The organism is Streptomyces zhihengii (genome assembly GCF_016919245.1).
Classification (GTDB): Bacteria; Actinomycetota; Actinomycetes; order Streptomycetales; family Streptomycetaceae; genus Streptomyces; species Streptomyces zhihengii.
In genome coordinates this window covers 2121689-2144060 of sequence record NZ_JAFEJA010000001.1, presented here as the reverse complement: position 1 = coordinate 2144060, position 22372 = coordinate 2121689, and the positions used below count along the sequence as shown (strand labels likewise).

2 protein-coding genes are annotated in these 22372 nt (G+C 73.6%); both read left to right on the top strand.

The window, feature by feature from the left end:
- Positions 1–11 precede the first annotated feature (11 nt).
- On the top strand, positions 12–15866 hold the full coding sequence (locus JE024_RS41000) for a type I polyketide synthase (RefSeq protein WP_244882705.1): 15855 nt from the start codon (positions 12–14) through the stop codon (positions 15864–15866).
- 14 nt (positions 15867–15880) lie between these two features.
- A complete protein-coding gene (locus JE024_RS08695; RefSeq protein WP_205373049.1) occupies positions 15881–22336 on the top strand; it encodes a type I polyketide synthase in 6456 nt (2151 codons plus the stop codon).
- Positions 22337–22372: the final 36 nt, after the last annotated feature.

Genomic DNA, 22372 nt, shown 5'->3' with positions numbered 1-22372 from the left:
GGGGCGGGGAAATGGTAGAGAACACCGAACAGCAGGAGAAGATAGCCCGCTATCTGAAGAAGATGGCGAGCGATCTCAACCAGGCCCGCGCACGCCTTCGCGAGTACGAGTCCCGGGACGGGGAGCCGCTGGCGATCGTCGGCATGAGCTGCCGCTACCCGGGCGGGGTCACCTCGCCCGAGGAGCTGTGGCAGCTCGTCGCCACCGGCGGCGACGGCATCGGCCCGTTCCCCGCCGACCGCGGCTGGGACCTCGACAACCTCTACGACCCGGACCCGGACCGGCTCGGCACCGTCTACGCCCGCGAGGGCGGATTCATCGACGGCGCGGCCGACTTCGACGCCGACTTCTTCGGCATCAGCCCGCGCGAGGCCACCGCGATGGACCCGCAGCAGCGACTGCTGCTGGAGGCGTCCTGGGAGGCGATCGAGGACGCCGGAATCGACCCCCACACCCTGCGCGGCAGCGACACCGGCGTCTTCGCCGGCGTCGGCCCCTCCGACTACGCGGCCATGCCCGCCGGGGCCCTGCCGCAGATCGAGGGCTTCCGCCTCACCGGCTCCACCACCAGCGTCGTCTCCGGCCGGGTCGCGTACAGCCTCGGCCTGGAGGGCCCGGCCGTGTCCGTGGACACCGCCTGCTCGGCCTCCGCCGTCGCCCTCCACATGGCGGTCACCGCGCTGCGGGCCGGCGAGTGCTCGCTCGCCCTCGCCGGCGGCGTCACCGTGCTCTCCGGTCCCTTCCTGCACATGGAGTTCAGCCGGCAGCGCGGCCTCGCCCGCGACGGCCGCTGCAAGGCGTACTCCGCCTCCGCCGACGGCACCGGCTTCTCCGACGGCCTCGGCATGATCGTCCTGGAGCGCCTGTCCGACGCCCGCCGCAACGGCCGCCGCATCCTCGGCCTGATCCGGGGCACGGCCGTCAATCAGGACGGCGCCAGCAACGGCCTCACCGCCCCCAACGGCCCCTCGCAGGAACGCGTCATCCGCGCCGCGCTCGCCAACGCCGGCCTGCGCCCGGCCGACGTCGACGCGGTCGAGGGCCACGGCACCGGCACCGTCCTCGGCGACCCGATCGAGGCCAAGGCCCTGCTCGCCACGTACGGCCGGGAGCGCGACGGCGAGCCCCTGTGGCTCGGCTCCATCAAGTCGAACATCGGTCACACCTCGACCGCCGCGGGCGTCGCGGGCGTCATCAAGATGGTGATGGCGATGCGCAACGGCGTGCTGCCTCCCACGCTGCACGCCGACGAGCCGTCGCCGCACGTGGACTGGGAGTCGGGCGAGGTCCGGCTGCTGACCGAGGCCCGGGAGTGGGCCGTCGAGGACGGCCGTCCGCGCCGTGCGGGCATCTCCTCGTTCGGAGTGAGCGGCACCAACGCGCACATCATCGTGGAGGAGGCCCCGGCCGACGAGCCGCTCCCCGACGACGCCGCCGCCGACACCACCCCGCGGCCGACCGCCGCCCCCCGCACCGCCGGCGCGGTCCCCGTCGTGCTGTCGGGCCGCTCCGACGCCGCGCTGCGTGCCCAGGCGGAGCGACTGCATGCACACCTGGTGGCCCACCCGGACCTGTCCGCCCTCGACACGGCGTTCTCGTCGGTGACGTCGCGTGCGCTGCTGGAGCGGCGTGCGGTGGTGGTCGCCTCGGACCGCGATGAGCTGCTGGCGCGGCTCGGTGATGTCGCGGCCTCGGATTCGGGTGTGGGGGGTAAGTCGGCGTTCCTGTTCACGGGGCAGGGGTCGCAGCGTCGGGGCATGGGCCTTGAACTTGCGGCTCGGTTCCCGGTGTTCGAGGCGTCGCTGGCCGAGGTGTGTGCGGAGCTGGATCCGCGGTTGGGGCGTTCGCTGCGGGAGCTGTTGGCCGAGGACGGCGAGGTGCTGAACTCGACGGAGTTCACGCAGGCGGCGCTGTTCGCGGTCGAGGTGGCGTTGTTCCGTCTGGCGGAGTCGCTGGGTGTGCGGGCGGACTTCCTGATCGGTCACTCGGTCGGGGAGATCGCCGCCGCGCACGTGGCGGGGGTGCTGTCTCTCGCGGACGCGGCCGAGCTGGTCGTGGCGCGTGGTCGGTTGATGGGTGCGCTGCCCGCGGGTGGTGCGATGGTGGCGGTCCAGGCCGCCGAGGCCGAGGTCGCGGAGTCGCTCGCCGGCTTCGAGGGCCGGTTGGAGATCGCCGCCGTCAACGGGCCGCTCGCGGTCGTCGTCTCCGGTGACGCGGACGCGGTGGAGGAGTGGCTTCCGGCGTGGGAGGGACGCAAGACGTCCCGCCTGCGGGTCTCGCACGCGTTCCACTCGCCCCGTATGGAGCCGATGCTGGACGAGTTCCGCACCATCGCTCAGGGCCTGTCCTACGGCACACCCGCGATCCCGGTGGTCTCCAATGTCACCGGTGAGGTCGTCACCGGCTTCGACGCCGAGTACTGGGTGCGCCACGTCCGTCAGGCCGTGCGTTTCGCCGACGGTGTCGCCACCTTGTGGGACCTCGGCGTTCGCCGGTTCCTGGAGCTGGGTCCGGACGCGGTGCTGACCGCGATGGCCCGGCAGTGCGTCGAGGACGACACCGAGGCCGCCTTCGTGCCCGCTCTGCGCTCCAAGCACGCGGAGGCGGAGACGTTCGCCGCGTTCCTGGGCCGCGCCCACACCTCGGGTGCGGGCGTCGACTGGGAGGCCGTCTACGCGGGCACGGGTGCTCAGCGCGTCGATCTCCCCACCTACGCCTTCCAGCGGGAACGGTTCTGGCTGGCCCCGGTCACGGTCGCGGGGGATGTGTCCGCCGCCGGTCTGATCGCCGTCGACCACCCCCTTCTCGCCGGCCGGGCGCTGATCGGCGACCGGGGCGAGTGGCTGTTCACCGGCCGGATCTCCACCGACACCCAGCCCTGGACGCGTGACCACGTCGTCATGGGCGCGGTCGTGGTGCCCGGTGTGGCGCTGGTCGAGATGAGCCTGGCCGCCGGACGCGAGGTCGGCTGCCCGGTGCTCGACGAACTCGTCATCGAGGCGCCGCTGATCCTGGACGACGCGGCGGGGCGCAGGCTCCAGATCGTCGTCGGTCACACGGACGACGACGCACGGCGCGAGTTCGTGATCTTCTCCCACCCCGAGACCGACGACCCGGAGGCCGCCGCGGAGGCCGTCTGCCACGGCCGTGGCTGGCTCGCCGCGGAGTCGGCGTCGACGGTCCCGGCGTGGGACGTCGCCTGGCCGCCGCAGGACGCCGAGCCGCTCACCGCGGAGTCGCTCTACACCCGCATGACGGACATCGGCTACGACTACGGCACCCTGTTCCAGGGAGTGGTCGAGGCATGGCAGGACGACGACGCCGTCTACGTCGACCTCGCGCTGCCGGACGACACGGACGGCGCCCACGCCTTCGGCCTGCACCCGGGTCTCTTCGACTCCGCCGTGCAGAGCTGCCTGTACGGGGAGAAGGCCGACGACTCGCTCGTCATGCCGTTCTCCTGGAACGGCGTCCAGCTCGGCCGGACCGGTGTCACCCGCGCACGGGCCCGTCTCACCCCGGTCGGCGACGTGTCCTTCCGGATCGACATCGTGGACGAGGACGGCGCGCTCGTCCTCGGCATGGACAGACTGGTCTTCCGTCCCGTCGACCGTGTCCAGCTCACCCGCGCCACCCAGGCGGGCGGGGGCTCGCTCCACCAAGTGGACTGGAGCCCGGTCACGGTCGCCACCGGCGGATCCGCCGATGTCGCCGTTCTCGGTGAACTCGCCGCCGAAGGCTCCGCGTTCGCGGACCTGGCGGCCCTGGAACAGGCACTCGCCGACGGTTCCGCGACCGTGCCCTCCCTCGTCCTCACGGGCGTCGACGCGACCGCCGCCACCCCGACCGAGGCCGTCGTCCGGACGCTCGCCCTGGTGCGCGCCTGGCTCGCCGCCGACCGCCTGGCCGGCGCCCGGCTGGCCGTCGTCACGCGTCGTGCGGTCACGGTGGACGGCGAGGCACCCGATGTCGCGCAGGCCGCCGTGTGGGGTCTGCTGCGCAGCGCCCAGTCCGAGCACCCCGGCCGGATCCTGCTCGTCGACCTCGACGCCGACACCACCACGGACGGCCTGGCCTGGGGCGGGCTCCCCGACCTCGACGAGCCGCAGCTCGCGGTGCGTGGCGGTCGGGTGTTCGCGCCGCGGCTGGCGCGTGCGGCTGCGGGTGTGGCGGTGACGGAGTTCGCCGCCGAGGGCACGGTGGTGATCACGGGTGGTACGGGTGGTCTGGGTGCGCTGTTCGCCCGTCATCTGGTCACCGCGCGTGGTGTGCGGCATCTGCTGCTGCTGAGCCGTCGTGGCCTGGAGGCCGAGGGTGCGGCCGAACTCGTCGCCGAACTGGCCGAGTCGGGCTGCGAGGCCCGGATCGTGGCCTGTGACGTGTCCGACCGGGAGCAGCTCGCCGCAGCGCTCGGCGGCGTAGAGCAGCCGCTGACCGCCGTCGTGCACACGGCCGGTGTGCTGGACGACGGTGTGGTGGAGTCGCTGACGGCCGAGCAGGTCGAGCGGGTCATGCGTCCGAAGGTGGACGCGGCGCTGCATCTGCACGAGCTGACCGAGGGCGTCGATCTGGCTGCGTTCGTGGTCTTCTCCTCGGTCGCCGCGCTGATCGGCAGCCCCGGGCAGGGCAACTACGCGGCCGCCAATGCCTCGTTGGACGCGCTCGCCGCGTCGCGCAGGGCCGCCGGTCTGCCCGGCACGTCCCTCGCCTGGGGCCTCTGGGGCGGCGTCGGCGGCATGGCCGGGGAGCTGAGCGAGGCCGAACTCGCCCGCCTGGAGCGCATGGGCTCCCAGCCGCTCTCGGCCGAGCTGGGCCTCGACCTCTTCGACCAGGCCCTCACGACGGACGCGGCCCTCCTGGCCCCCGTCCGGCTGGACACGGCAGCGCTGCGCGCCCAGGCCAGGGACGGTCTCGTCCCCGCGATCCTGCGCGGCCTCGCGCCGGCCCCCGCCCGTCGCGCCGACACCGGCGGATCCCTCGGGCGCCGCCTGGCCGGGGTCGCGGAGGCGGACCGCGAGCAGGTGGCCCTCGACCTCGTGCTGGAGCAGGTGGCCGGTGTCCTCGGCCACGCCTCGGCCGCCGCCGTCGACCCCTCCCGGGCCTTCAACGAGCTGGGCTTCGACTCCCTGAGCGCGGTCGAGCTGCGCAACCGGCTCACCCAGGCCACCGGCGTCCGCCTGCCCGCGACACTCGTCTTCGACCACCCGTCCCCGGTCGCCGTCGCCCGGCTCCTGGTGGCCGAGGTCGTCATCGCCCCGACGCCCGCCCGCGCCCCGGCGCGCAAGCGCCGCTCGTCCACGGACGAGCCGCTGGCCATCGTCGGCATGAGCTGCCGCTTCCCGGGCGGGGTCACCTCGCCCGAGGACCTGTGGGAGCTGGTCTCCACCGGCGGCGACGCCATGGGACCGTTCCCCGCCGACCGCGGCTGGGACCTGGAGCGCCTCTACGACCCGGACCCGGACCGGCTCGGCACGGTGTACGCGCGGGCCGGCGGCTTCGTCGACGGCATCGGCGAGTTCGACGCCGACTTCTTCGGGATCAGCCCGCGCGAGGCGCTGGCCATGGACCCGCAGCAGCGCATGCTGCTGGAGACCTCCTGGGAGGCGTTCGAGAACGCCGGGATCGACCTGACGACCCTGCGGGGCAGTGACACCGGCGTGTTCTGCGGCACCGTCTCCTCCGGCTACCACGCGACGATGGTCCCCGAGCTGGAGGGCTACCACCTGACCGGCACCACCATGAGCGTGGTGTCCGGCCGGGTCGCGTACTCGCTCGGCTTCGAGGGCCCGGCTGTCTCCGTGGACACGGCGTGCTCGTCCTCGGCCGTCGCCCTGCACATGGCCGGCCAGGCCCTGCGCAACGGCGAGTGCTCACTCGCCCTCGTCGGCGGCATCTCGCTCATGGCCACCCCCGACCTGCTCATCGGCTTCAGCCGCCAGCGCGGCCTCGCCGAAGACGGTCGCTGCAAGGCGTATTCGGCCGCTGCGGACGGGACGGGGTTTTCGGACGGTGCGGGTGTGCTGGTGGTGGAGCGTCTGTCGGACGCGCGCCGCAACGGTCGCCGGATCCTGGGTGTGGTGCGGGGCACCGCGGTGAACCAGGACGGCGCGAGCAACGGTCTGACGGCTCCGAACGGTCCGTCGCAGGAGCGGGTGATCCGTGCGGCGCTCGCGTCCGCCGGTCTGTCGCCTTCCGAGGTGGACGCGGTGGAGGGCCATGGCACGGGCACGAAGCTGGGTGACCCGATCGAGGCGCAGGCGCTGTTGGCGACCTATGGCCGGGAGCGGGACGGGGATCCGCTGTGGCTGGGGTCGATCAAGTCGAACATCGGTCACACGTCGGCCGCTGCGGGTGTCGCGGGTGTGATCAAGATGGTGATGGCGATGCGGCACGGTGTGCTGCCGCCGACGCTGCACGCGGATGAGCCGTCGCCGCACGTGGACTGGGAGTCGGGCGAGGTCCGGCTGCTGACCGAGGCCCGGGAGTGGGCGGCCGAGGGCGGGCGTCCGCGGCGTGCGGGTGTTTCGTCGTTCGGTGTGAGCGGCACCAACGCGCACATCATCGTGGAGGAGGCGCCGGCTGCGGAGGCGCCTGCTGAGCGGGCAGCCTTCGGTGCTCCGGTGCCGATCGTGCTCTCGGCGCGTACGGACGTGGCGTTGAAGGCCCAGGCCGAGCGGCTGCGGGAGCGGCTGGCGGCTGACCCGGACGTGTCGGTGGCGGACGTCGCCTTCTCGTCGGTGACCTCGCGTGCGCTGCTGGAGCGGCGTGCGGTGGTGGTCGCCTCGGACCGCGATGAGCTGCTGGCGCGGCTCGGTGATGTCGCGGTCTCGGATTCGGGGGTCGGCGGCAAGTCGGCGTTCCTGTTCACGGGGCAGGGGTCCCAGCGCACGGGCATGGGCCTCGAACTGGCGGCTCGCTTTCCGGCGTTCGAGCAGGCACTCAGCGAGGCATGCGCCGAACTCGACCCCCGGCTGGGGCGTTCGCTGCGCGAGCTGCTGGCCGAGGACAGCGAGATCCTGAACTCGACGGAGTTCACCCAGGCGGCGCTGTTCGCGGTCGAGGTGGCGTTGTTCCGTCTTGCGGAGTCGCTGGGTGTGCGGGCGGACTTCCTGATCGGTCACTCGGTGGGTGAGATCGCCGCCGCGCATGTGGCCGGGGTGCTGTCGCTCGCGGACGCGGCCGAACTGGTGGTGGCGCGTGGTCGGTTGATGGGTGCGCTGCCCGCGGGTGGTGCGATGGTGGCGGTGCAGGCCGCCGAAGCCGAGGTCGCGGAGTCGCTCGCCGGCTTCGAGGGCCGGTTGGAGATCGCCGCCGTCAACGGGCCGCTCGCGGTTGTCGTGTCCGGTGACGCGGATGCGGTGGAGGAGTGGCTTCCGGCGTTGGAGGGGCGTAAGACGTCCCGGCTGCGGGTGTCGCACGCGTTCCACTCGCCGCGCATGGAGCCGATGCTGGACGAGTTCCGCACCATCGCGGAGGGCCTGTCCTACGGCCCGCCCGCGATCCCGGTGGTCTCGAACGTCACGGGCGAGGTCGTCACCGTCTTCGACGCCGAGTACTGGGTGCGCCACGTCCGCCAGGCCGTGCGTTTCGCCGACGGTGTCGCCACCCTGTGGGACCTCGGCGTTCGCCGGTTCCTGGAGCTGGGTCCGGACGCGGTGCTGACCGCGATGGCCCGGCAGTGCGTCGAGGACGACAGCGAGGCCGCGTTCGTTCCGGCTCTGCGCTCCAAGCGCCCGGAGGCGGACACGTTCGCCGCCTTCCTCGGCCGGGCCCACACCTCGGGTGCGGGCGTCGACTGGGACGCGTACTACGCCGGCAGCGGCGCACGCCGCGTCGATCTCCCCACCTACGCCTTCCAGCGGGAGAACTACTGGCTGATGCCGTCCGCGGGTGCCGGTGATGTGGCGGCGGCGGGGCTGGACCGGGTCGAGCACTCCGTGTTGGCCGCGGCTGTTCAGTTGGGTGACCGGGATGAGTGGGTGTTCACGGGGCGGATCTCGGGTGAGTCGCAGCCGTGGTTGCTTGACCATGTGGTGTTGGGGACGGTGATCGTTCCGGGGACGGCGTGGGTGGAGTTGGCGCTGGCTGCGGGGCGGCGTGTGGGTGTGCCGGTGGTGGATGAGCTGGTGATGGAGTCGCCGTTGCTGCTGGAGGAGGGTGCGGCTGCTCAACTGCGGGTGTCGGTGGGTGCGGCGGGTGAGGACGGTCGTCGTGAGGTGACGGTGTTCGCCCGTCCGGAGGTCTCGGATGCCGACGAGCCGGCGGTGGGGATGGTCTGCCATGCGCGTGGCTGGCTGGCTCCGGAGAACTCGGCCGTGGTTTCCGGCTGGGTGCCGGGGGAGTGGCCGCCGGTGGGTGGTGTGGAGATGTCGGGTGACGTTCTCTACGCGGGTATGGCGGAGCTCGGTTTCGATTACGGGCCGGTGTTCCAGGGTGTGCGTACCGCATGGTCGATCGACGATCACGTCTATGCCGAGGTGGGGCTGCCGGGTGATGCCGGTGGTGAGGGCTTCGGGATGCATCCGGCGTTGTTCGACGCGTCGTTGCACGGTGCGTTCGCCGAGAAGGGTGGGGATGGCGGGTCGACGATTCTGCCGTTCTCCTGGTCCGGGGTGAGTGCGGGGCGTGCGGGTCTGTCGCGGGTGCGGGTGCGGATCGCGCCTGCGGGTGATGCTGCCCTGCGGGTGGATGTCGTCTCGGTCGAGGGCGAGCATGTGCTGAGTCTGGAGCGGCTGGACATGCGTCCGGTCGAGCCGGCGCAGTTGGAGGCGTTGCGTCGTGGTGCGGGGCAGCCGGTCTACGAGCTGGGCTGGGCGTCCGTCCAGCCCGCCATCACCAGCGCAGCCGCCACCCGCACCGCCGTCCTCGGTGAACTCGCGCTGAGCGGTGCGCCGTTCGCCGATCTGGACGCGCTCGAAGGCGCCCTGGCCGACGGTGCCGAGGCGCCTGAGCTGGTGCTTGCTGCCGTCGGTTCCGCGGAGGCCACGGTGGCCGGAACCGCCGGTGAGGCGCTGGCGCTGGTGCAGCGGTGGCTGGCGAGTGAGTGGCTGACCGAGGCTCGGTTGGTCGTCGTCACCCGTGGCGCGGTCTCCGTCGACGGCGAGTCGCCCGATGTCGCGCAGGCCGCCGTCTGGGGTCTGCTGCGGAGCGCCCAGTCCGAGCATCCGGACCGCTTCGTCCTCGTCGACCTCGACGCGGACGCCGCTGCCGAACCGGACTGGGGCACCCTGCTCGGTGCGGACGAGCCGCAGCTCGCCGTGCGCGACGGCAAGCTCCTCGCGCCCCGACTGGCGCGGGCGTCGGCCGGTGCCGGGGCCGCAGCGTTCGATCCGGACGGCACGGTGGTGATCACCGGTGGTACGGGTGGTCTGGGCGCACTGTTCGCCCGCCACCTGGCCACCACTCACGGCGTGCGGCACCTGCTGCTGCTCAGCCGCCGCGGCCCCGAGGCCGAGGGCGCGGCCGAACTCGTCGCCGAACTGGCCGAGTCGGGCTGCGAGGCCCGGATCGTGGCATGCGACGTGTCCGACCGCGAGCAGCTCGCCGCAGCGCTGACTGCCGTCGAGCAGCCGCTGACCGCCGTCGTGCACACGGCCGGTGTGCTGGACGACGGTGTGGTCGAGTCGCTGACGGCCGAGCGCGTCGAGGCCGTGCTGCGCCCCAAGGTGGACGCAGCCCGGTACCTGCACGAGCTGACCGCCGACGTGGAGCTGTCCGCGTTCGTCGTCTTCTCCTCGATGGCCGCGCTCGTGGGCAACCCGGGGCAGGCCAACTACGCGGCCGCCAACGCCGCCCTCGACGCGCTCGCCGCGTCCCGCAGGGCCGCCGGCCTGCCCGCCACGTCCCTCGCCTGGGGCGTCTGGTCGCACGGTGCCGGCATGGGCGCCGCCCTGGAGGAGGCCGAGCTGGCCCGCCTGGAGCGGATGGGCATGAAGGCCCTCACCGCCGAGACCGGTCTCGGGCTGTTCGACCAGGCCCTCGACGTGGACGCCGCCGTGGTCGTGCCCACCCATCTGGACCAGGCCGTGCTGCGTGCCCAGGCGCGGGCCGGGCTGCTCCCGCCGCTGCTGCGCGGGCTCGTCACCCTGCCGGCGCGGCCCGCGGGCGGTGCCGGTGCGCTCGCCCAGCGGCTCGCGGCCGTGCCGGAGGCCGACCGGGAGCGGGTCGTCCTCGAACTGGTGCAGTCGCAGGTCGCCTCCGTCCTCGGTCACGCCTCGGCGTCCGCCGTCGGTCCCGAGCGCGCGTTCAAGGACCTCGGCTTCGACTCGCTGAGCGCGGTCGAGCTGCGCAACCGGCTCAACCAGGCCACCGGGGTGCGGCTGCCCGCGACGCTCGTCTTCGACCACCCCACACCCGCCGCCGTCGCCCGGTTCCTGATGTCGCAGGTGACCCCGGCGAAGCAGGCCGCCGCCGGCCGCGCCGTGGTGCGCAGGCAGCCGGCGGACGCGGGCGAGCCGCTGGCGATCGTCGGCATGAGCTGCCGCTACCCGGGCGGGGTGACCTCGCCTGAGGAACTGTGGGACCTCGTCGCGCAGGGGCGTGACGCCATCGGCCCGTTCCCGACCGACCGGGGCTGGGACCTGGAGGGCCTGTACGACCCGGACCCGGACCGGCTCGGCACGGTGTACACGCGGGCCGGCGGCTTCGTCCACGGAGCGGGCCGGTTCGACGCGGACTTCTTCGGGATCAGCCCGCGTGAGGCGACCGCGATGGACCCGCAGCAGCGGCTGCTGCTGGAGGCGTCCTGGGAGGCGTTCGAGCACGCGGGGATCGCGCCGACCTCGCTCAAGGGCGACAACATCGGCGTCTTCTGCGGCGTCAGCTCGTCCGACTACGGCGTCAGCGGATCCGCCGCTCAGGTCGAGGGCTTCCGGCTGACCGGCTCCAGCACCAGTGTGGTGTCCGGCCGGATCGCCTACATCCTCGGCCTGGAGGGCCCCGCGGTGTCCGTGGACACGGCGTGCTCGTCCTCGGCCGTCGCCCTGCACTTCGCCTCCCAGGCGCTGCGGTCCGGCGAGTGCGAGATGGCGCTCATCGGCGGCGTCACCATCATGTCCGGGCCGTTCCTGCTGACGGAGTTCAGCCGTCAGCGCGGGCTCTCCACGGACGGCCGGTGCCGCGCCTACGCGGCGGGCGCCGACGGCACGGGGTTCTCCGACGGTGTCGGTGTCCTCGTCGTCGAACGGCTCTCCGACGCGCGGCGCAAGGGCCACAAGGTGCTGGCCGTGCTGCGGGGCAGCGCGATCAACCAGGACGGCGCGAGCAACGGCATCACCGCCCCCAACGGCCCCTCGCAGGAGCGGGTGATCCGCGCTGCGCTCGCCAGTGCCGGTCTGTCGCCGTCCGAGGTGGACGCGGTGGAGGGCCATGGCACGGGCACGAAGCTGGGTGACCCGATCGAGGCGCAGGCGCTGCTCGCGACCTACGGCAGCGACCGGGCGAACGCGCCGCTGTGGCTCGGCTCGATCAAGTCCAACATCGGTCACACCTCTGCCGCCGCCGGTGTCGCCGGTGTGATCAAGATGGTGATGGCGATGCGCAACGGCGTGCTGCCGCGCACCCTCCACGTGGACGAGCCGTCGCCGCACGTGGACTGGGAGTCGGGCGAGGTCCGGCTGCTGACCGAGGCCCGCAAGTGGGTTGCCGAGGACGGCCGTCCGCGCCGTGCGGGCATCTCCTCGTTCGGAGTGAGCGGCACCAACGCCCACATCATCGTCGAGGAGGCCCCGGCCGAGGCGCCCGCCGCCGACGGCCCCGGTGGGGCCGGGGAGCCGGGTGCGCCGCTCGCGGCGGTCCCGGTCGTGGTGTCGGCGCGCAGCGCCGCCGCCCTGCGGGCGCAGGCCGAGCGGCTGCACGCGCATCTGACCGCGCACCCCGAGCTGACGCCGGCCGACGTCGCCCTCTCCGCCGCGACCACCCGGGCGCTGCTGGAACGCCGGGCGACCGTGGCCGCGACGGACCGGGAGACCCTGCTCGCCGGTCTCGCCTCCCTCGCCGCCGCCGAGCCGTCCGCGCTGGTCGCGGAGGGTCAGGTGGTCGGTTCCGGTGTGAAGCCGGTGTTCGTGTTCCCGGGTCAGGGGGCGCAGTGGGAGGGCATGGCGGTCGGACTGCTGGATTCGGCGCCGGTGTTCGCGGCGGAGATCGCGGCGTGTGGTGAGGCGCTGGCGGAGTTCGTGGACTGGCGTCTGGAGGACGTGCTGCGCGGTGTTCCGGGGGCGCCGTCGCTGGAGCGGGTGGACGTGGTGCAGCCCGCGCTGTTCGCGGTGATGGTGTCGCTGGCGGCGCTGTGGCGGTCGTACGGCGTGGAGCCGTCGGCCGTCGTCGGTCACTCGCAGGGGGAGATCGCTGCCGCGTATGTGGCGGGTGGTCTGTCGCTGAAGGACGCGGCGCGGATCGTGGCGGTGCGCAGCCAGTTGGTGCGTGACCGGCTGGCGGGGCGTGGCGGGATGATGTCGGTGGCGCTGGGCGTGGAGCGGGCGGAGGAGCTGATCGCTCCGTTCGCCGGTGCGGTGTCGGTGGCGGCCGTGAACGGCCCGTCCTCGGTCGTCGTCGCGGGTGACCCGGCGGCGCTGGACGAGATCGCCGCCCGCTGCGAGAGCGACGGTGTGCGCGCCCGACGCGTCAACGTCGACTACGCCTCCCACACCGGCCACGTCGAGGCACTGGAGGAGGAGCTGCACGAGGCCCTGGCCGCCGTCGCGCCGACGGCCGGCACGGTGCCGCTGTACTCCACCGCCGTCGGCACGTTCGTCGACACCGAGACGATGGACGCCGCCTACTGGTACGGCAATCTGCGTGCCCGGGTCGGTTTCGAGCCCGCCATCCGCGCGCTCGTCGACGACGGCGCGGGCTGCTTCCTGGAGATGTCGCCCCACCCCGTCCTCACCATGGCCGTCGAGGAGACCGTCGAGGCGAGCGGCGCGGCGGACCGTGTGTCGGTCGCCGCCTCGCTGCGCCGCAACGAGGGCGGCCTCGCCCGCTTCTGGCTGTCGCTCGGGCAGGCCGACATCGCCGGTGTGAGCGTCGACTGGCCGTCCGTCTTCGCCGGTACCGGCTCGCGGCGCGTGGATCTGCCGACGTACGCGTTCCAGCGGGAGAACTACTGGCTGATGCCGTCCGCGGGTGCCGGTGATGTGGCGGCTGCGGGGCTGGACCGGGTCGAGCATCCCGTGTTGGCCGCGGCTGTTCAGTTGGGTGACCGGGATGAGTGGGTGTTCACGGGGCGGATCTCGGGTGAGTCGCAGCCGTGGTTGCTTGACCATGTGGTGTTGGGGACGGTGATCGTTCCGGGGACGGCGTGGGTGGAGTTGGCGCTGGCTGCGGGGCGGCGTGTGGGTGTGCCGGTGGTGGATGAGCTGGTGATGGAGTCGCCGTTGCTGCTGGAGGAGGGTGGGGCTGCTCAACTGCGGGTGTCGGTGGGTGCGGCGGGTGAGGACGGTCGTCGTGAGGTGACGGTGTTCGCCCGTCCGGAGGTCGCGGATGCCGGCGAGCCGGCGGTGGGGATGGTCTGCCATGCGCGTGGCTGGCTGGCTCCGGAGGACTCGGCCGTGGTTTCCGGCTGGGTGCCGGGGGAGTGGCCGCCGGTGGGTGGTGTGGAGATGTCGGGTGACGTTCTCTACGCGGGTATGGCGGAGCTCGGTTTCGATTACGGGCCGGTGTTCCAGGGTGTGCGTACCGCATGGTCGATCGACGATCACGTCTATGCCGAGGTGGGGCTGCCGGGTGATGCCGGTGGTGAGGGCTTCGGGATGCATCCGGCGTTGTTCGACGCGTCGTTGCACGGTGCGTTCGCCGAGAAGGGTGGGGATGGCGGGTCGACGATTCTGCCGTTCTCCTGGTCCGGGGTGAGTGCGGGGCGTGCGGGTCTGTCGCGGGTGCGGGTGCGGATCGCGCCTGCGGGTGATGCTGCCCTGCGGGTGGATGTCGTCTCGGTCGAGGGCGAGCATGTGCTGAGTCTGGAGCGGCTGGACATGCGTCCGGTCGAGCCGGCGCAGTTGGAGGCGTTGCGTCGTGGTGCGGGGCAGCCGGTCTACGAGCTGGGCTGGGCGTCCGTCCAGCCCGCCATCACCAGCGCAGCCGCCACCCGCACCGCCGTCCTCGGTGACGACCTCGGCGAGCTGGAGCGCGCGGTCGCCGACGGCGGCCAGGCACCCGACGCCGTCCTCGCGCACATCGTCACGCCCGACGGGTCTCCGGCAGTCGCCGCGCGGACCGCGACCGGTGAGGCGCTGGCGCTGGTGCAGCGGTGGCTGGCGAGTGAGTGGCTGACCGAGGCCCGGTTGGTCGTCGTGACCCGTGGCGCGGTCCCCGCGGCGGACGGAGAGTCGCCCGATGTCGCGCAGGCCGCCGTCTGGGGTCTGCTGCGGAGCGCCCAGTCCGAGCATCCGGACCGCTTCGTCCTCGTCGACCTCGACGCGGACGCCGCTGCCGAACCCGACTGGGGCACCCTGCTCGGTGCGGACGAGCCGCAGCTCGCCGTGCGCGACGGCAAACTCCTCGCGCCCCGGCTGGCGCGGGCGTCCGCCAAGGCCGCAGTCACCCCGTTCGCCGCCGACGGCACGGTGGTGATCACGGGTGGCACGGGTGGTCTGGGCGCGCTGTTCGCCCGTCACCTGGCCACCACTCACGGCGTGCGGCATCTGCTGCTGCTCAGCCGCCGCGGCCCCGAGGCCGAGGGTGCGGCCGAACTCGTCGCCGAACTGGCCGAGTCGGGCTGTGAGGCCCGGGTCGTGGCGTGCGACGTGTCCGACCGGGAGCAGCTCGCCGCAGCGCTCGGCGCCGTCGAGCAGCCGCTGACCGCCGTCGTGCACACGGCCGGTGTGCTGGACGACGGTGTGGTGGAGTCGCTGACGCCCGGGCAGATCGAGCGGGTCATGCGTCCGAAGGTGGACGCGGCGCTGCATCTGCACGAGCTGACCGAGGACGCTGAGCTGTCGGCGTTCGTGGTCTTCTCCTCGGTCGCCGCCCTCATGGGCAGCCCGGGCCAGGGCAACTACGCGGCCGCCAACGCCTCGTTGGACGCGCTCGCCGCGTCCCGCAGGGCCGCCGGTCTGCCCGCCACGTCCCTCGCCTGGGGCGTCTGGTCGGAGGCCACGGGCATGGCGGCCCAGCTCGGGCAGGCCGAACTGGCCCGCCTGGAGCGGATGGGCATGAAGGCCCTCACCGCCGAGACCGGTCTCGGGCTGTTCGACCAGGCTCTCGACGTGGACGCGGCGGTCATGGCCCCCGTGCTGCTGGAGACGACCGCGCTGCGCTCCCAGGCGCGGGCCGGGATGCTCCCACCGCTGCTGCGGGGCCTGGTGCGGCTGCCGGCCGCCCGGGTGTCCGGCGCCGGCGCGGGCGCCCTGGTGCAGCGACTGGCCGGGGTGCCGGAGGCGGACCGCGGCGGGATCGTGCTCGAACTGGTCCTGGCGCAGGTGGCGGCCGTGCTCGGCCATGCCTCCGCCGCCGCGATCGAACCCGAGCGCGCGTTCAAGGACCTCGGCTTCGACTCGCTGAGCGCGGTCGAGCTGCGCAACCGGCTCACCCAGGCCACCGGGGTGCGGCTGCCCGCGACGCTCGTCTTCGACCACCCCACACCGGCGGCCGTCGGCGAGCTGCTGCTCGCGGGGATCGGCGGCGGGGAGCCGGCCGAGCCTCTGATCGACCAGGAGGTGCGCAAGCTCGAGGACATGCTCGCCGCGAGCGGCGCGGAGGAGCAGCAGCGGGTGGCGAAGCGGCTGCGGGCACTGCTGTCCGGTCTCAGTGCCGGGGCGGGGGAGAGCGCCCAGGCCGACAAGAAGCAGAACGCCAGGGAACGGATCGAGGCCGCCACCACGGCGGAGGAGATCTTCCAGATGATCGATGTGGAGTTGGGCGAAGCGTGACGGGGGACTCGGAAATGACGGAGAACATCGATCAGCAGGAGAAGCTCGTCCGCTACCTGAAAAAGGTCGCGGTCGAACTGAACGACACCAGGGCACAGCTCGAAGAGGTCGAGTCCCGTGCCACCGAACCGCTGGCGATCGTCGGCATGAGCTGCCGCTACCCGGGCGGGGTGACCTCGGCGGAGGACCTCTGGGAGCTGGTCGCCTCGGGCCGTGACGCCATCACCGGGCTGCCCACCGACCGGGGCTGGGACCTGGAGCGGCTCTACGACCCGGACCCCGACCGCAGCGGGACGGTCTACGCCCAGGGCGGCGGCTTCCTGGAGGGCATCGGCGAGTTCGACGCCGACTTCTTCGGGATCAGCCCGCGCGAGGCGCTCGCCATGGACCCGCAGCAGCGGCTGCTGCTGGAGGCGACCTGGGAGGCGTTCGAGGACGCGGGCATTGACTCGGCCTCGCTGCGCGGCAGCGACACCGGCGTCTACTGCGGCCTGGGTGTGACCGACTACAGCGTGGCGCCCGAGGGCAGCCTCGCGCAGGTCGAGGGCTTCCAGCTCACCGGCGGCTCGGCCAGCGTCTCCTCCGGACGCATCTCCTACCTGTTCGGCCTGGAGGGCCCGGCGGTCTCCGTCGACACGGCGTGCTCCTCGTCGGCCGTCGCCCTGCACATGGCCGCGCAGGCCCTGCGGGCCGGTGAGTGCTCCCTCGCCCTCGCGGGCGGTGTGGCGCTGATGCCGGGGCCGTTCATGCTGCGCGAGTTCAGCCGCCAGCGCGGCCTCGCCGTCGACGGCCGGTGCAAGGCGTACGCGGAGTCCGCCGACGGCACGGGATTCTCCGACGGTCTCGGTCTGGTCGTCCTGGAGCGCCTCTCCGACGCCCGCCGCAACGGCCGGCGCATCCTCGGGCTGATCCGTGGCACCGCGATCAACCAGGACGGCGCCTCCAACGGCCTCACCGCCCCCAACGGCCCCTCGCAGGAACGGGTCATCCGCCGGGCCCTGGAGAACGGCGGGCTGCGTCTCTCCGACGTGGACGCGGTCGAGGGCCACGGCACGGGCACCAAGCTCGGCGACCCGATCGAGGCGCAGGCGCTGCTCGCCACCTACGGCCGCGACCGTGCGAGCGAGCCGCTGTGGCTCGGCTCCATCAAGTCGAACATCGGCCACACCTCTGCCGCCGCCGGTGTCGCCGGTGTGATCAAGATGGTGATGGCGATGCGGCACGGGATGCTGCCGCAGACCCTGCACGTCGACACACCCTCCTCGCACGTGGACTGGGAGTCGGGCGAGGTCCGGCTGCTGACCGAGGCCCGCAAGTGGGCTGCCGAGGACGGCCGTCCGCGCCGTGCGGGCATCTCCTCGTTCGGAGTGAGCGGCACCAACGCGCACATCATCGTGGAGGAGGCCCCCGCCGCCGAGGAGCCCGCCCCGGTGGAGCGGACGGTGTCCGGTGCGCCGGTGCCGGTCGTCATCTCGGCGCGTACGGATGCGGCGCTGACGGCGCAGGTGGAGCGGCTGCGTGCCCAGGTGCTGGCGCGTCCGGAGGTGTCCCTGCTCGACACCGCGTACTCCCTGGTGACCTCGCGCGCGCTGCTGGAGCGGCGTGCGGTGGTGGTCGCCTCGGACCGCGATGAGCTGCTGGCGCGGCTCGGTGATGTCGCGGCCTCGGATTCGGGTGTGGGGGGCAAGTCGGCGTTCCTGTTCACGGGGCAGGGGTCCCAGCGCACGGGCATGGGCCTCGAACTGGCGGCTCGCTTCCCGGCGTTCGAGCAGGCACTCAGCGAGGCATGCACCGAACTCGACCCCCGGCTGGGGCGTTCGCTGCGCGAGCTGCTGGCCGAGGACAGCGAGATCCTCAACTCCACGGAGTTCACCCAGGCCGCGCTGTTCGCGGTCGAGGTGGCCCTGTTCCGCCTGACCGAGTCGCTGTCGATCCGGCCCGACTTCCTGATTGGTCACTCGGTCGGTGAGATCGCCGCCGCGCACGTGGCCGGAGTGCTCTCCCTCGCGGACGCGGCCGAACTGGTGGTTGCGCGTGGTCGGTTGATGGGGGCGCTGCCCGCGGGTGGTGCGATGGTGGCGGTCCAGGCCGCCGAGGCCGAGGTTGCCGCATCCCTGACGGGCTTCGAGGGCCGGTTGGAGATCGCCGCCGTCAACGGGCCGCTCGCGGTTGTCGTCTCCGGTGACGCGGACGCGGTGGAGGAGTGGCTTCCGGCGTGGGAGGGGCGCAAGACGTCCCGGCTGCGGGTGTCGCACGCCTTCCACTCGCCCCGTATGGAGCCGATGCTGGACGAGTTCCGCACCATCGCTCAGGGCCTGACGTACGGCACGCCCGCCATCCCCGTCGTCTCCAACGTCACGGGCGAGGTCGTCACCGGCTTCGACGCCGAGTACTGGGTGCGCCACGTCCGCCAGGCCGTGCGTTTCGCCGACGGTGTGGCCACCCTGTGGGAGCTGGGTGTCCGTCGGTTCCTGGAGCTGGGTCCGGACGCGGTGCTGACCGCGATGGCCCGGCAGTGCGTCGAGGACGACACCGAGGCCGCCTTCGTGCCCGCTCTGCGCGCCAAGCACGCGGAGGCGGACACGTTCGCCGCGTTCCTCGGCCGTGCCCACACCTCGGGTGCGGGCGTCGACTGGGACGCGTACTACGCCGGCAGCGGCGCACGCCGCGTCGACCTCCCCACCTACGCCTTCCAGCGGGAGAACTACTGGCTGATGCCCTCCGCCGGAGCCGGTGATGTGGCGGCCGCGGGGCTGGACCGGGTCGAGCACCCCGTCCTCGCCGCCGCCGTCCAGTTCGGCGACCGGGACGAGTGGGTGTTCACCGGCCGGATCTCCGGCGAGAGCCAGCCGTGGGTGCTCGACCATGTCGTCCTCGGTGCGGTGATCGTGCCGGGTACCGCCTGGGTGGAGCTGGCGTCCGTCGTCGGCCACCGGGTGGGCGCGCCCGTCGTGGACGAGCTGGTGATGGAGGCGCCGCTGCTGCTGGAGGAGGGCGCCGCCGCCCAACTGCGGGTCACGGTCGGCCCCGCGGGTGACGACGGCCGCCGCGAGGTGGCGGTCTTCGCCCGCCCCGAGAACAGCGAGAACAGCGAGAACACCGGGAGCACCGGCGCCGACGAGCGGGCCGAGCCGGTCTGCCACGCCCGCGGCTGGCTCGCCGCGGAGGACACCGCCGCCGCGCCGTGGGTGCCGGCCGAGTGGCCGCCCGCCGGCGGTGCCGAGATGACCGCCGACGCGCTCTACGCGGGCATGGCGGAGCTCGGCTTCGACTACGGCCCCCTCTTCCAGGGGGTGCGGACGGCATGGAAGGCGGGCGGGGACTCCTTCGCGGAGGTCGCCCTGCCCGGTGACACCGGTGGCGAGGACTTCGGGATCCACCCCGCCCTGTTCGACGCCTCCCTGCACGCCGGTCTGCCGCAGGACGGGCCCCGGGACACGGCCGTTCTGCCGTTCTCCTGGTCCGGGGTGCGCACCGGGCGGCGCGGTCTGTCCCGGGTGCGGGTGCGGATGCGCCGGGTCGACGAGACCGCCTTCGGCCTCGACGTGGTCTCCGAGCTGGGCGAACATGTGCTGAGCCTGGCGCGGCTGGACCTGCGTCCGGTCGACCCGGCGCAGCTGGAGCGGCTGCGGCACGGCGGCCGGCAGACCGTGCACCGGCTGGACTGGGCCCCCGTCGCGACCGGCGAGGCACGGTCCGCGCGGGTCGCGGTGCTCGGCACGGCGGCAGCGACGGGTGAGCGGTTCACCGACCTGGCCGCGCTGGAGCGGACCCTCGCCGGCGGGGGCCGGGCGCCCGAGCTGGTGGTGACCGCGGTCGACACCCCCGAGGACGCCGGCCCGGCCGCCGCCGCGGGAAGGGCCGCCGCATCGGCGCTGACCGCCGTGCAGGAGTGGCTGGCGAGCGAGTGGCTGGGCGAGGCCCGGCTGGTCGTCGTCACCCGCGGCGCGGTCGCCGTCCGCGACGGCGAGTCGCCCGACATCGCGCAGGCCGCCGTGTGGGGTCTGCTGCGCAGTGCCCAGTCCGAGCACCCGGACCGGATCCTGCTGGTCGACGTCAACCCCGACCCCGACCTCGCCCTGATCCCCGAGGCCGACCTCGACGGCGACGAGCCGGACTGGGGCGCGCTCCTGGAGACGGGCGAACCGCAGCTCGCCGTGCGGGACGGCGAGGTGTTCGCGCCGCGCCTGGGCACGGCGCCGTCCGTCGCCGACGACGCGTGGCGGCTGGCGGTCACCCGCAAGGGCTCGCTGGACGGTGTCGAGGTCGCGCCCGGTGACGCCCGCCGTCCCCTCGGCGCCGGCGAGGTGCGGCTCTCCGTCCGTGCCGCGGGCGTCAACTTCCGTGACGTGCTGATCGCGCTCGGCCTGTACCCGCAGGACGCGCCCCTGGGCGCGGAGGCGGCCGGTGTGGTGCTGGAGACCGGGGCGGACGTTACGGACCTCGCGCCCGGCGACCGGGTCTTCGGCATCGTGATGGACTCCTTCGGCCCGGTGGCCGTCGCCCATGCCGGGCTGCTCGCCCGGATGCCCGAGGAGTGGACGTTCACCGAGGCGGCGTCGGTGCCGGTCGCGTACGCGACCGCCTATCACGGTCTGGTGGACCGGGGCGGACTGCGTGCCGGCGAGCGGGTGCTGGTGCACGCCGCGGCCGGCGGGGTGGGCACGGCGGCCGTGCAGATCGCCCGGCACCTCGGCGCCGAGGTGTTCGCGACGGCCGGCCCGTCGAAGTGGGACGCCGTCCGCGGTGCCGGTGTCGCCGCCGACCATCTCGCGTCCTCGCGTGAACTCGGCTTCGCCGGCGCCTTCCTGGACGTCACCGGCGGCGCCGGTGTCGATGTGGTGCTGAACTCCCTCGCGGGCGACTTCACCGACGCCTCGCTGTCCCTGCTGCCGCGCGGCGGCCGGTTCGTCGAGATGGGCAAGACCGACATCCGCGACGCGGACGAGGTCGCGGCCCGGTGGCCCGGAGTCGCGTACGGGGCGTTCGACCTGTGGGAGGCCGGTCCCGAGCGGCTGGGCGAGCTGCTGCGGGAGATCGTCTCGCTGTTCCGCGACGGTGTCCTCGCCCTCGCCCCGATCCGGACGTGGGACGTGCGGCAGGGCCGGGAGGCGCTGCGGTACCTGCGGGAGGGCCGGAACACCGGCAAGCTCGTGCTCACCGTGCCCGCGCCGCTCGGCTCGCACGGCACCGTGGTGGTCACCGGCGGCACCGGCGGTCTGGGCGCGCTGTTCGCCCGTCACCTGGCCACCGCGTACGGCGTACGGCGTCTGCTGCTGCTCAGCCGCAGCGGCCCCGAGGCCGGGGGCGCGGCCGAACTGGTCGCGGAACTGGCCGGGTCGGGCTGCGAGGCCCGGATCGTCGCGTGCGACGTGTCGGACCGGGAGCAGCTCGCGGCCGCCCTCGGCGCCCTGGAGCATCCGGTGACGGCCGTGGTGCACACGGCCGGTGTGCTGGACGACGGTGTGGTCGAGTCGCTGACGCCGGAGCGCGTCGCGGCCGTGATGCGTCCGAAGGCGGACGCGGCGTGGCATCTGCACGAGCTGACCGCCGGGGCGGACCTGTCCGCGTTCGTGGTCTTCTCGTCGGTGGCGTCGCTGATGGGCAGCCCCGGGCAGGCGAACTACGCGGCGGCCAACGCCTCGCTGGACGCCCTGGCCGCGGTCCGCCGGGCCGCCGGCCTGCCCGCCGTCTCGCTCGCCTGGGGCCTGTGGTCCGAGGCCGCGGGCATGGCCGCCTCCCTGGACGAGGCCGAGCTGGCCCGTCTGGAGCGGATGGGCATGAAGGCGCTCACCGCGGAGTCCGGTCTCGCGCTGTTCGACCAGGCGCTCGGCGCGGACGCCCCCGTGGTCGTCCCGGTGCTGCTGGAGACGGCGGCGCTGAGGTCCCAGGCGCGGGCCGGGATGCTCCCGCCGCTGCTGCGGGGCCTGGTGCGGCTCCCGGCCGCCCGGGGCGACGACGCCGGTGCCGCGGCGCTCGCCCGGCGGCTGGCCGAGGCGCCGGAGGCGGACCGGGAGCGGATCGTGCTCGAACTGGTCCAGTCGCAGGTCGCGTCGGTGCTCGGTCACGCCTCGGCCGCGTCCGTCGACCCGGAGCGGGCGTTCAAGGACCTCGGCTTCGACTCGCTGAGCGCCGTCGAGCTCCGCAACCGGCTCACCCGGGCCACGGGGGTGCGCCTGCCGGCCACCGTCGTGTTCGACCACCCCAGCCCGGCCGCCGTCGCCCGCCACCTGCTGCCGGAGATGGCCCCCGGCGGCGCCGCGGCGCCGCGGTCCGAGGAGGAGGAGATCCGCGCGCTGCTCGCGTCGATCCCCGTCGACCGGCTGCGCAAGGCGGGGCTGCTCACCACGCTCCGCGAACTGGCCGACGGCGATCTGCCCGCCCCGGACGCCGAGGAGGCGGAGGCCGCCTCCTTCGACGACATGGACGCGGAGGCCCTGATCCGGATGGCCCAGGAGGACCTCGCATGACACCGGCCGAGAACGCCGCCGCCGCAATCGGCTCGG